The following is a 12,780-nucleotide window of genomic DNA, read 5'->3' on the forward strand; positions in this document are numbered from 1 at the left end:
TCCTCAATAGATACAAACTCATTTTGGAGCTTATTGAGCTCTTGTCTGATTTTTTGAAGCAGTCTAATACTTTGACGATAACTTTTTCCTGTTATGCGTTGTATGTCTTTCGGGTAGATACACAATCTCTTGTTTTCGGTTCTCATACTCTATCTATGGCTTTGATTGGGCGTTGCCTAACTTGAAACCTCTATGATTCAAGTTCTGGCACTCAATAAAAATAGTAAATAATTCCTTTCGTTCAGAAGCGGCAATTTACTTCTATTTATGATGAGTATTTCTGCCATTTATGTCACAAAGTGACACATGGAATAGTGATGTCTTTTTTATGTGGTTTAATTGACTAAAATTTGTTTCATAATCAATCGAAAGGATTGCCCGTGTCTTTTTATACGATAATCTTTAATTTGGCTTCGTCGTGTTCTTTGAAAGCGTTACTTGAGTTTAATTGCAATTCTAAATCTTCCATAGTATCTGCTTTTAATGTTGCACTAAAATCTTGTGCTCGTTGTAGCATTTTTATATAGGCTAATGGATCTTGTTGCCTTGTTAATCTTCGTAAAGCTCCTAAATAATCATCACGATATACTGTTGGAATTATTATTCTTGTTTGTTCAGCTTTGACCAATTCGGCATTCATCATTACTCTTGCAATTCTTCCGTTACCGTCCAAAAATGGGTGTATTTCACTTACCATAAACATAATGTAAGCTGCTTTTGCAAATGGGTCTGTTAGTACTTTGTAGAAATCAAACCCTTTTATTAATGTGCCTTTTACTAATTCGAAATCGACAAAAAATGTTTCTCCAGCACGATTGTTTTTATCTTTAAATACGCCTGGCATTTTTGATATTCTTGCTTCCAAAAGTAATCGATGTCTGTATTGAAGAATGCTAATGAACTCTTCCGGAGAAGTTGGCGTAACATTCATTTCGATTTTATTACTGACCAATTTATACGTTCCTAATATGTCGTGTGAATCTTCATCACGATTGAACATTGGGGTATCGGTTTCGATAATGTTTTTTGCTTCAATCACTTCAAATCGAGTTCCTTCAATATAATTTGAAAAATAGGCTTCAAAAAAAGCGAAATTTTGAAAAGCTGTATTAGTTGTATTTCTATCTATCGCATTTTTGAATTCTCTTTGCTTTAACTCTAAAAATAATATCTCAAACAAATCTATTCTTGATTGGTCATAAGGATTTCCAAATGCTCGTGCAATGGCTCGTGGAGACGATAATATTTTGGAAGGCTGTGTAGATAATAAGGCACTAATTAGTTTGTTTAATTTCTCAAACTCACTTTGCATTCTTAATTTATCGGCGATTACTTTTGCGCTATCTCTAATTTGATTTAGTCCTTCTTCGCCTTTAACTTGTACTATTTTCTCTAGTTTGTTTTCGAGTTCAGCAATTGAAATAGTTTTAGATTCTGGACCCGATTTTCTGGACGGTTGTAGGTTTTCTAAAAATGCTCTTTCTTGTTGTGAAACAAATAACTCCCCCGAAAATGAATTGTCACCTTCAATTGCTCCAATACCTTCCATAAAACGAATGGTTATTCCAGGCAACTCTATTTTTTTGGTGTAGGTATAGGTAACAAATATTTGTCCTGTTGCAGTTGGTTTGAATTCTATTGCGGAACGGTGGCTTAATAATGCACCGGGATATAAATTGCCCAGAATAGAAAAAATATTTCTTTTGATAATAACCTCGTCCGTATCAATAAAATTGGAAGTAAAGATACGAGGAGCAATTTTTTTAATTTTACCTGTACTTTCAAGCAAAGCAATTTGTTTTCTTACTTTTTTATCGCTCGATGAATAAATAATTTCTTGAAGGTGTGTTGGGACAAAATTTTCCATTAGTGGTGCTTTATTGAAGCAAAACTATACTTTATTTTCCACTAAAAAGTATTTATCGGGCTTTTTTTTCCATTATAAACGAATGTTGGGGTAGGAATGGGTGTTTTTTTCCAGTAATAATTATAGTTTTTCTAAACCAGTTAGCCAAGTTTGTAATTCTTCAACAACTAAATCAGTTTGTGGCGTATTAGCTGGAAATAGAACATCAATAAAACGATGCAAATATGTTAATCTTACTGTATTATGTAAATTTATAAATTCCCATATTGTACGGTGACACGTACATAAATAGGGCAGATGCCATCATTATTGACTTTTGATCTCTTTATATAAAAGAGAACGGATACGGCTGTGTTCATGGTTGGTGACCTTTTAGTTATTATTAAATTTAAACTTTGTAATTCTTCCAAACAAGATGTTCAAATAGTGAAAAGGTATTTGAACAAATGTTGAACTGGTATCTTTTGAGATAGGTGTCACTTAAAAAATATAATTTCAGTGACACCTCAAAAGACACCTAAGTTTTGAGATTTAATGAATAATTTGATTTACCGTAAATGAAAAAACCCCACTAAATCCTAGAATTTAGTGGGGTTTGCTTCTTTTTGTATTTCTACTGGCAGAGAGGAAGGGATTCGAACCCTCGATATGTTGCCATATACACGCTTTCCAAGCGTGCGCCTTCAGCCACTCGGCCACCTCTCTATTTCATTACGGCTGCAAAGAACACGAAAAAAAACGAGTTAGAAAAGTAAAATCTAAATATTATGTCATTTCTCCTCGTAAAGAAGTTTCAAAAATAGTTTTGAAGTCTTTTGGGGCTATTTTTTTGCTCAATAAATACATCAATTTTGTGATTCCCGCCTCGGTGGTGATGTCTTTTCCGGAAATCACACCAATTTCTTTCAGTCCGGTACTGGTTTCGTATTGCCCCATACTGACACTCCCGCCAGAACATTGGGTAACGTTAACAATATGTAACCCGCCGGCAATCGCTTTTTTCAAGAGGTTTAAAAACCAATCCTCTGTAGGTGCATTCCCAGCTCCGTAGGTTTCTAAAACAACACCTTTAAGATTCGGAATATTTAAAATAGCGGATAAAACTGCTTCACTGATTCCAGGAAACATCTTGATAATGGCAACATTATTGTCTAAATTTTTATGCACTTTGAATTCCTCCGTTCCTTTTTTAGGCAAAAACAATTCAGGATTCAACTTTAAATGCACCCCAGACTCCACCAATTCCGGATAATTTGGAGACGTAAATGCTTTAAAATGTTCTGCATTAATCTTTGTAGTTCTATTGCCTCGGTATAATTTGTATTCAAAATAAAGACACACTTCACTGATAACCGGATGATTATTATTTTGCAGAGAAGCTATTTGAATGGCTGTAATCAGGTTTTCTTTAGCATCGGTACGCAAATCCCCTATGGGTAATTGTGAACCGGTAAAAATAACTGGTTTTGACAAATTTTCAAGCATAAAACTCAGCGCTGAAGCAGAATACGACATAGTATCGGATCCATGAAGCACAACAAATCCATCAAATGAAGTATAATTATCTGCAATAATTATAGCCATTTTTGCCCATTTTTCAGGATTCATGTTCGAGGAATCTATAGGATTTTCAAAAGAAACGGTTTCGATCTCACAATCCAATTGTTTCAATTCTGGAATTCGCTGTAACAATTTACTAAAATTGAATGCCTTAAGGGCTCCTGTTTCAAAATCTTTTCGCATACCAATAGTTCCTCCGGTATATATTAAAAGTATTTTGGCTTTATACAACATCGTGGTATTTTAATTTGTTCACAACTGGATTTGCATACATGGCCAAAAAACTTTCAAGAGCCACTGGATTGTCATGATCAATTCGCATTTCCAGTCTGCGCTCGAACAATGATTTTTCATTTTCAGTATACAAATGGGAATATCTATCGGTCTTATTTACAATATCAAAAGCAATAAAATTCGTTGGCCATAATTTGTAATTACTCAATATGGCATTATCAATTACTTGTGCCAAAGCTACTATTTGCTTATTTGAGTTCTCGTTTTCTGCAATAATGGCATCAATTTCAATATCTAAAACTTTCCCAACATGAATGTGTATTCTCTTCTTTTGCCCTAGAGCACCACTCAGAATCGTCATGAAATCTTCATTCTTTTCCTTGACATACACTTCATTATTGGCTTCAGCCATCAATTGTGGCATTTTCAGAGCATCAGTAGGATCATACTCGTACGAAATAGATACGGGTACAATTTTAATTTTCTTGAAATAATCCATTAAATTCTTTTCATCAGAACCCATACCCACCATTTTCAAAACACCCGGATTGGTCTCATCCTTGCCGTCTTTCGTTCTTCCTTCTCGCTGTGCTATCCATACAGAACGGTTTTCATGAAGCAATAAATTCCCTATATATTCCGACAATAGTTTTGAACTCTGCAGCATTTCTCTTGGAGTCAATCCCCGTTGTACTAAAAAATTACGGTTCAGTTTTGCCAAGGTATTCAGAAACGATTTTTTTACTAAATTATCCCCAATCGCTGAGGCTGTCATCACTAACCCATGTTCAAATAAAGCTGTGTTTAATAACGTAGTATCCAAAAGGATGTCCCGATGATTTGAGACAAACAAATAAGAAGTGTTTTTCTTTAACTTTTCAAAACCGGAAGTGGTCATTCCTTCTGAACTTTTTTCTAGTATTCTTTGAACCGATTGGTATATAAAATTACATTGAAAATCCCGAATGGAGTGCGTTTTCCTGAGTTGTTCTTTCCAAACTTCGTCAGCAGCACCCGGAAAAGTAAAGTTCATCAATGCTTTCATCATTGGGTGATTAATCACATCTTGAAGTGCTTCGTTTATTTCGGAATCATAAAATGGCCGAATAGCGTCAAATTTCTGCATTGTTGATTTTTCTATATTTGTGTGGGCAAATGAACAAAAAAAAAGTCAAAATAAAGTGAATTCTACTTTAAATCCCAAAAATAGCTTTAGAATTCTCGGTGGTTCGCATTGCTATTTCATGTGTTGAAAGGCCATAAATCTGGGCTAACTTATCGACTACGCTGACTATATAACTACTTTCATTCCTTTTTCCACGAAAAGGAATTGGGGCTAAATATGGGGAATCTGTTTCTAAAACAAGATGCTTTATATCGATCTGTTTCAAAAATTGATCGATTTTTCCGTTTTTGAAAGTAACAACCCCGCCTATTCCAAGCTTCATATTATACGAAATTGCCCTTAAAGCTTGTTCATACGTTCCAGAAAAACAATGAAAAATACCAAATAAATCATCCGATTTTTCTTGTTCCAGAATTTCGAAAATTTCATCAAATGCATCCCGACAATGAATCACAATAGGTAACTTATATTCTTTAGCCAATTGAATCTGCTTTTTGAAAGCAATTTGTTGCTGAGGCAAATGGGTTTTATCCCAATACAAATCGATCCCAATTTCACCAACAGCGTAGAATTTTCTTTTCGCCAGTTCGTTTTCCACATGCTGTAATTCTTTCAGATAATTCTCTTTCACATACGTGGGATGCAAGCCCATCATCAAGAATACGTTTTCAGGATACTTTTTTTCTAAAGTATACATGGATTCCGTGCACGTCGAATCGATTGCCGGAATAAAAAAACGCGAAACCCCCGCTTCAATGGCGCGTTGGATCATTTCATCTCGGTCTTGATTGAATTCCTCAGAATATAAATGAGTATGGGTATCGGTAATTATTACTTTTGTTTCCAAGTGTCGTCTTTTAAGAATACAAAATTACAAGAATTAAACTAGTCAAAAAAATGGTTTAACAAAGATTGCGACAGAAAAAAGATTCCAAAACTGCATACAACAACTTGTATCTTTGTAAAAGGGACACTATAATTCCGAAAACAAATTCTGCCTAGATGAAAAACCTCCACAAAATCCTTAAAAAAGAAAACTACAAAAAAGTAAAATTTAAGATTACTAAAACCCAACACCTTTTGATTAAAGCCAAAATCAACGGTATCAAAGGAAATTTCATTTTAGATACAGGTGCTTCAAGTAGTTGTATCGGATTTGAATGTGTTGATTTGTTTCTATTGGAAGCTAAAAAATCAAAAACTAAAGCTTCAGGAGCTGGAGCTTCCGGAATGTTGACACAAATAGCTACAAAAAATCAATTGCAACTAGGCACTTGGAAAGACAGTGCTTTTGACGTCGTAATTTTCGATTTATCTCATATAAACGAAGCTTTAACACAACACAAATCAAAACCCGTTCATGGAATCATAGGAGCCGATGTTTTAATGAAAGGAAAAGGAATCGTGGACTATTTTAATTATTGCTTATATTTACAATAGAAAAACGACCTTAAAACCTTAAAGAAACATGAAAAATATTTTCAAAAAATTATTGGTATTTATGGGACTACTTTTATTTTCTTGTTCTCCCGCCGACTTAACTAACGAAGATGAAACAATAACTAATTCAGATTCCAACAATCTCAGTATTTTAAAAACCAGCTATTCAAAAATTTGGGACTTCAATAATTTAACGGAATGGGAAGATGCTACTCAAGTTGGCAATCCAAATTACTGGATTGAAAATGGGAATTTACGTATTTTCACAAATCCAAATACGTGGGAAAGATCAAAAGTAAAAACGATTTCAAGTTTTGCCGCTGGAACCTATAGCTGGAATGTTTATATCCCCGAAATGGGCGTTGGTGACATGGCTAGCATTGGAGCTTTTTTATATAATAATGACACACACGAACTCGATTTTGAGATTGGCTATGGATCACAAGCCATTCGAAATCAATTAGCAGCAGAACCAGACGATCTTATCGTATACATGATCTCACAGGGCTATCCGTTCCAATCTGTTCAAAGGAAAATCAAAAGAAGACAATGGTATAATCTTACACTACAATTATCCCTTACTTCTAATGGGCGATACAATGTAAGTTGGAAAATCAATGATGCAATTATGGCAAGTGTCCGACTTAATTATGGTAAAAACACCAAATTTAACATCTATTGCAGTGTCGAAAATTTACAATTTATAGGCGACCACATTCCGAAAAGCCAAAATTACGCACTTTTTGATGTTGTGGAATTCAAAGGAATTTTAATAAAAAAATAAAAAATCCGTTTAGTTTTAGAACTAAACGGATTTTTTATTTTATGAATTAATTCAATTACAATTCTAATGCTTTTTTAGGATTGTTCTCTAACAATAATTCCATTGGGTTTTCTAAGGCTTCTTTTACGGCCACCAAGAAACCAACAGACTCACGACCATCAATAATTCTATGGTCATAAGACAACGCCACATACATCATTGGGTGAATTTCTACTTTTCCGTTTACGGCAATTGGGCGCTCGATAATGTTGTGCATTCCAAGAATTCCTGACTGTGGCGGATTGATAATTGGCGTACTCAACATACTTCCAAAAACACCACCGTTAGTAATCGTAAACGTTCCACCAGTCATATCATCCACTGTGATTTGTCCGTCACGCGCTTTAAGGGCTAATCTTTTAATGTCGGCTTCAACTCCACGGAAAGTCAAGTTCTCCGCATTACGAACTACAGGAACCATTAATCCTTTTGGTCCTGAAACTGCGATAGAAATGTCGCAAAAATCGAAAGCGATCTTATGATCCCCATCCATCATTGAGTTTACATCTGGAAATAATTTTAATGCTCTGGTCACTGCTTTAGTAAAAAAAGACATGTACCCTAAACCAATTCCGCCATGTTTTGCTTTGAATGCGTCTTTGTATTCATTCCGAATCAAGTTGATTGGCGTCATGTTTACTTCATTAAAAGTAGTTAACATGGCTGTTTCGTTTTTAGCAGCCACTAATCGTTCTGCCACTTTACGACGCAACATTGATAATTTTGAACGTTCGGATCCACGAGATCCACCGGTAGGCGTCCCCATTGAAGGCGCCGCATGTACGGCATCGTCTTTAGTGATTCTTCCGTCTTTTCCAGTTCCTGTTACTGAAGTTGTTGCTATATTTTTTTCGTCTAATATTTTTCGTGCTGCCGGAGATGGAGTTCCTGAAGCGTAAGTTGCTGCTGCTGGTGCGGCTTTTGGTGCTTCTGTTTTAGTTTCCACTTTTGGCGCTTCAACTGTTTTTGTAGCTTCAGCAACTGGCGCATCGCCTGCTGGTTTTACGCCGTCCGTATCAATGTGACAAACTACTGCTCCTACTGCAACTGCATCTCCTTCTTCCGCTTTCAAAGTAATGATTCCGCTCGCTTCTGCTGGCAATTCTAATGTTGCTTTATCAGAATCAACCTCAGCAATGGCTTGGTCTTTCTCTACATAATCTCCGTCTTTTACCAACCAAGTTGCGATTTCAACTTCCTTTATAGATTCCCCTGGTGATGGGACTTTCATTTCTAAAATCATGTTCTATTATTTTAAATTATGAATTTTAAGTTTTAAATTGTTCTTGAACAACTTATGTGTGTTAGATGTATTGTTTTTTAGCCCTGATGGCAGCGACATCCTTTTTCTAGCTTCTTTAGCTAGGAAAAGATATAGCGTACAGCAGGAAATAGCTCCTTATTATCGGTATAAATTTTTATCAAAAACCATTCGCAAGGCATCAGCCTGACGGCGTTTTGCTCTTGTATAACTTCCTGAGGCCGGTGCCGCATACGCTTTTAGTGAAGCCAATCTCCATTTTACTAAATCAAAATTCATTAGCATAAAGCTGTAAGCTCCCATGTTTTTTGGTTCTTCTTGTGCCCAAACATAATCATCTGCATTAGGGTATTTAGCGATAATGGCTTTTAATTGTTCTACCGGTAATGGGAACAATTGCTCGATTCTAACTACAGCCACATCATTTCTGTCCAGAATTTTTCTTTCGGCAGTAATGTCATAATAGAATTTTCCGGTACAGAAAACCAGCGTTTTCACATGCGCTTTATTCACTGTTTCATCATCAAATGTTTCTTGAAAACTCCCTGTTGCAAATTCTTCAACGGTAGATACTACCCTTGTATCCCGCAACAAACTTTTAGGCGTAAACACAACAAGTGGTTTACGAAACGTTGTTTTCATTTGTCTTCTCAATAAGTGAAAGAAGTTGGCTGGTGTAGTACAATCTGCCACATACATATTGTGTCTGGCACAAAGTTGTAAGTATCGCTCCATTCTGGCTGATGAATGCTCCGCTCCTTGTCCTTCGTATCCGTGCGGCAATAATAAAACAATTCCGTTTTGATTGTTCCATTTATCTTCGCCACAAGAAATATACTGATCAATTATAATTTGGGCACCGTTACTAAAATCACCAAACTGTGCTTCCCAGATGGTTAATGTATTTGGGTTGGCTAAAGCGTACCCATAATCAAACCCTAAAACAGCATATTCAGACAACAGCGAATTGAAGATATTGAATTTCCCTGTTGCTCCTTCTAAAGTACTCAACAAAATCACTTCTTCTTCTGAATCCTCTACTTTTACAACGGCATGACGGTGAGAGAACGTGCCTCGCTCTACATCTTGCCCCGAAATACGAACATCATATCCTTCTTTTAAAAGTGACCCATAGGCTAAGTGCTCTGCCATGGCCCAATCCAGCTTGTTTGTTTCAAAAAACATTGTTTTTCTATCGTTGACAAGTTTTTGTATTTTGCTGATAAATTTTTTGTCTGCAGGTAAGTTACAAATTACGTTTGCAACCTCAGTAAGTCCGGCTACTGGAAAAGTAGTGTCTACTTTTTTGAGCATTTCAACATCCGAAACCTGTTCAAAACCTTTCCATTCGTTTTTCATGAATGGCGTTATAATAGTCAAATCTTTTTTACGGGAGGCTTCTAAATTCACCTCTAGATTTGATTTGTATTCTTTTTCTAATCCTTTTACAAAAGTACTGTCAACAACTCCTTCGGCAAGCAATTTCTCCATGTAGATGTCTCTTGGGTTTTTATGCTTTGCAATGATTTTGTACAATACGGGTTGGGTAAAACGAGGCTCATCGCCTTCATTATGTCCATATTTTCTATATCCCAATAAATCAATAAACACATCCCTACCAAATTCCATTCTGAAGTCCAATGCAAAGGACATCGCGTGAACTACTGCTTCAGCATCATCTGCATTGACATGCAAAACGGGCGAAAGGGTAACTTTAGCAACATCAGTACAATAGGTAGAGGAACGAGCATCCAGATAATTGGTTGTAAAACCGACTTGATTATTGATGACAATATGTATAGTTCCTCCTGTTTTATAACCATCCAATTGTGCCATTTGCACAATTTCATACAAAATTCCCTGACCCGCAATTGCAGCATCTCCGTGAACGGCGATTGGCAATACTTTTGAGAAATCGTTAGGGAAATATTTATCTTGTTTGGCTCTTGTGATTCCTTCGATTACTGCACCTACTGTTTCAAGGTGCGACGGATTAGGAGCTAAATTGATATTAATTTTTTTACCGGTACTGGTCACTTTATCCGCTGTAAGTCCTAAATGGTATTTTACATCGCCGTCAAAATATTCTTGATCGTAATCTTTACCGTCAAACTCTCCAAAGATGTCTTGGGTCGATTTGCCAAAAATATTTGCCAACACATTCAAACGACCACGATGTGCCATTCCCATAACAAATTGCTCAACTCCTTTTTCAGCTGCTTTCTCGATTAAAGCATCTAATGCAGGAATAATTGATTCCCCACCTTCTAGAGAAAAGCGTTTTTGACCTACATATTTAGTGTGCAAAAAATTCTCAAAAGAAACGGCTTGGTTTAATTTATTAAGAATGGATTTTTTTTCGTCCAATGAAAATTTAGGCTGATTGTCATTGTAGCCTAATTTTTTCTGAATCCACTCCACTACTTCCGGTTTACGGATATACATATATTCCACCCCGATGTGCTGGCAGTATATTGTATCAAGATGCGTTATGATTTCCTGAAGCGTACAAGGCTGTATTTCCATAACCTTGGCTGCATCAAAAACAGTATTTAAGTCTGCTGATGAAAGTCCAAAATTTGTGATTTCTAGAGTTGGTGATGATACTCGTCTTTCTCGAACCGGATTTGTTTTAGTAAACAAATGACCGCGAGAACGGTATCCATCTATTAATTTTAATACATTGAACTCCTTTTGAAGCTTGTCAGAAACCAAGCTAATATCTGTATTATTAGCCGCAAAATTTGCAATTTGCTCGACTTTATGATCCTCGCCGTAAGAACTCATCCCAAAGTCAAAACCTTGAAAGAAACTTCTCCAACTAGGCTCAACGCTGTCTGGATTTTCTATATATTGATCGTATAATTGAGCGAAAAATTCTGTATGTGCTGCGTTTAAAAATGAAAACCTATCCATAATATTTAGTGAATATACCTTTTTGATTAAAATAGTTTGGCAAAAGTACAATAATACAATAAATTTATAATTTATTTTAAGATACTTTTACATCTTAAATTGTTAAAAATCTAGAAACTTATGGCAAAAAAGCGCTTTTTCGAGGTTACCAAATCGTTTTTAGTACTTATTGCCTTGTTTTTTGCAAGTGCTCTGTTTGCACAACAAAATACAATGTATACCACTATGCCAAACCAGTTTTGGAGAAATGTACAATTTGGAGGTGGACTGGGTTTAGGCTTTGGTTCCGGCTACACGGACATTTCGTTAGCGCCAAGTGCCATTTATAATTTTAATGAATATGTGGCTTTGGGACTGGGAGTGCAGTATAAATATTTGAAGCAACGCGATTTTTTTGCTTCTCATTTGTATGGCGGTAGTGTTATAGGATTATTTAATCCAATCCCCGAAATCCAACTTTCGACGGAACTGGAACAATTAAGAGTCAATGTAAATCTGGATGGATCCAATAGCAATTCTCAAAACTACTGGAATACAGGTTTATTCATCGGCCTTGGTTACAGATCTGGAAACGCCACTATTGGTGGGCGATATAATGTTTTGACTGACAAAAACAACATTTACGGCAGTGCCTTTATGCCTTTTATTAGAGTGTATTTTTAATTATCTGCGATGAAAAAAACTTTTCAATTATGCTGTATTTTATTTATAAGTTACAGTTTTGCTCAAAACAATATTTTACAATCTGGGCCCATGGTGGGGTATTGCGAAATGACCGAAGCGATGATTTGGTTGCAAACCAACAAAAAAGCTTCGGTGAAAATAGCTTATTTTGCCCTTGACAATCCTACTAATATATTCTACTCCGACGTGTATTCATCTTCAAAAGAAGTTGGCTTCACGCATCATATTATTTTAGATCAATTAGAACCCGGAAAAAAATATACGTATGCTGTTTTCATAAATGACAAAAAAATCATCTTGCCCTACGAGACTTCTTTTTCATCAAAGAAACTTTGGGAATGGCGCGAAGATGCTCCTGATTTCACAGTAGCCATTGGAAGTTGTTCCTATTTTAATGAAACTCCGCTGGACAGACCAGGAAAAGCCTACGGAAGTGAGTATGGCATTTTTGAAAGTATTGCCAAAAAAAATCCAGAAATCATGATATGGAGTGGTGACAATATTTATCTCAGAGAAGCGGACTGGGATAGTAAAACCGGGATTTATCATCGGTATACGCATTCAAGGTCGGTAAAAGAAATTCAGCCTTTGCTGGCAAAAACTCAAAATTTTGCCATTTGGGATGACCATGATTTTGGTCCGGATGATAGCGATGGCAGTTTTTATAACAAATTTCTAACTCAAAAAGCGTTTAAAGATTTCTGGGCAAATAAAAGCTACGGTATGAATGCTGAACAAAACGAGGGTATTTATTCTACCTTTAGCTGGAGTGATGCACAGTTTTTTTTATTGGACGATCGGTTTTCAAGACCCCAAATAACAGAATTACGGGCGAAAGAACGGTTTTAGGAAATACCCAATTAGAATGG

At 35.9% G+C, this 12,780-nt stretch carries 10 protein-coding genes and 1 tRNA gene; 4 read left to right on the forward strand and 7 right to left on the reverse strand.

The features are described from left to right. Positions 1 to 388: 388 nt before the first annotated feature. From EKM05_RS05005 to EKM05_RS05025, 5 genes are all read right to left on the reverse strand, one after another. Positions 389 to 1,867, reverse strand: a complete 1,479-nt coding sequence (locus EKM05_RS05005) for a Fic family protein (RefSeq protein ID WP_126553901.1) — start codon at positions 1,865 to 1,867, stop codon at positions 389 to 391. Positions 1,868 to 2,484: 617 nt separating this feature from the next. Next, positions 2,485 to 2,572, reverse strand: a tRNA-Ser gene (locus EKM05_RS05010). Between the two features lie 60 nt (positions 2,573 to 2,632). After that, positions 2,633 to 3,661 (reverse strand): asparaginase, encoded by a 1,029-nt coding sequence (locus EKM05_RS05015; protein WP_126553903.1) that lies wholly within the window; start codon positions 3,659 to 3,661, stop codon positions 2,633 to 2,635. Continuing rightward, positions 3,651 to 4,787 (reverse strand): 1-acyl-sn-glycerol-3-phosphate acyltransferase, encoded by a 1,137-nt coding sequence (locus tag EKM05_RS05020; protein ID WP_126553905.1) that lies wholly within the window; start codon positions 4,785 to 4,787, stop codon positions 3,651 to 3,653. Before EKM05_RS05020 ends, EKM05_RS05015 begins: the two co-directional genes overlap by 11 nt. A 67-nt stretch (positions 4,788 to 4,854) precedes the next feature. Continuing rightward, a complete protein-coding gene (locus tag EKM05_RS05025) occupies positions 4,855 to 5,634 on the reverse strand; it encodes a TatD family hydrolase (RefSeq protein ID WP_126553907.1) in 780 nt (259 codons plus the stop codon). A 155-nt stretch (positions 5,635 to 5,789) separates the two neighbouring features. Between EKM05_RS05025 and EKM05_RS05030 the strand changes: the two genes are divergently transcribed. Both EKM05_RS05030 and EKM05_RS05035 read left to right on the forward strand, forming a co-directional pair. Next, positions 5,790 to 6,227 carry a retropepsin-like aspartic protease gene (locus EKM05_RS05030; protein WP_126457538.1) on the forward strand — a complete coding sequence of 146 codons (438 nt, stop codon included), beginning with the start codon at positions 5,790 to 5,792 and terminating at the stop codon, positions 6,225 to 6,227. 28 nt (positions 6,228 to 6,255) lie between these two features. Then, positions 6,256 to 7,011, forward strand: a complete 756-nt coding sequence (locus EKM05_RS05035; protein WP_233590877.1) for a hypothetical protein — start codon at positions 6,256 to 6,258, stop codon at positions 7,009 to 7,011. Between the two features lie 55 nt (positions 7,012 to 7,066). Here EKM05_RS05035 and odhB read toward each other — a convergent pair whose 3' ends face one another. Then, complete coding sequence (gene odhB, locus EKM05_RS05040; RefSeq protein ID WP_126553909.1) at positions 7,067 to 8,293, reverse strand: 2-oxoglutarate dehydrogenase complex dihydrolipoyllysine-residue succinyltransferase; 1,227 nt, start codon at positions 8,291 to 8,293, stop codon at positions 7,067 to 7,069. Positions 8,294 to 8,452: 159 nt separating this feature from the next. After that, positions 8,453 to 11,227 (reverse strand): 2-oxoglutarate dehydrogenase E1 component, encoded by a 2,775-nt coding sequence (locus EKM05_RS05045; RefSeq protein ID WP_126553911.1) that lies wholly within the window; start codon positions 11,225 to 11,227, stop codon positions 8,453 to 8,455. 120 nt (positions 11,228 to 11,347) lie between these two features. Here EKM05_RS05045 and EKM05_RS05050 point away from each other — a divergent pair, with 120 nt between their 5' ends. Continuing rightward, a complete protein-coding gene (locus tag EKM05_RS05050; protein WP_126457541.1) occupies positions 11,348 to 11,890 on the forward strand; it encodes a hypothetical protein in 543 nt (180 codons plus the stop codon). 9 nt (positions 11,891 to 11,899) lie between these two features. Continuing rightward, positions 11,900 to 12,760, forward strand: coding sequence for a hypothetical protein (locus tag EKM05_RS14480; protein WP_199749576.1), 861 nt, complete (start codon positions 11,900 to 11,902; stop codon positions 12,758 to 12,760). Positions 12,761 to 12,780 lie beyond the last annotated feature (20 nt).

The organism is Flavobacterium sp. GSP27 (assembly GCF_003970395.1).
Taxonomy (GTDB): domain Bacteria; phylum Bacteroidota; class Bacteroidia; order Flavobacteriales; family Flavobacteriaceae; genus Flavobacterium.

Coding starts and splice junctions, on each gene's coding strand:
- EKM05_RS05020 (WP_126553905.1), bottom strand. CDS start 4,787: ATGCAGAAATTTGACGCTATTCGGCCATTTTATGATTCCGAAATAAAC.
- EKM05_RS05045 (WP_126553911.1), bottom strand. CDS start 11,227: ATGGATAGGTTTTCATTTTTAAACGCAGCACATACAGAATTTTTCGCT.
- odhB (WP_126553909.1), bottom strand. CDS start 8,293: ATGATTTTAGAAATGAAAGTCCCATCACCAGGGGAATCTATAAAGGAA.
- EKM05_RS05035 (WP_233590877.1), top strand. CDS start 6,256: ATGAAAAATATTTTCAAAAAATTATTGGTATTTATGGGACTACTTTTA.
- EKM05_RS05030 (WP_126457538.1), top strand. CDS start 5,790: ATGAAAAACCTCCACAAAATCCTTAAAAAAGAAAACTACAAAAAAGTA.
- EKM05_RS05050 (WP_126457541.1), top strand. CDS start 11,348: ATGGCAAAAAAGCGCTTTTTCGAGGTTACCAAATCGTTTTTAGTACTT.
- EKM05_RS05005 (WP_126553901.1), bottom strand. CDS start 1,867: ATGGAAAATTTTGTCCCAACACACCTTCAAGAAATTATTTATTCATCG.
- EKM05_RS14480 (WP_199749576.1), top strand. CDS start 11,900: ATGAAAAAAACTTTTCAATTATGCTGTATTTTATTTATAAGTTACAGT.
- EKM05_RS05015 (WP_126553903.1), bottom strand. CDS start 3,661: ATGTTGTATAAAGCCAAAATACTTTTAATATATACCGGAGGAACTATT.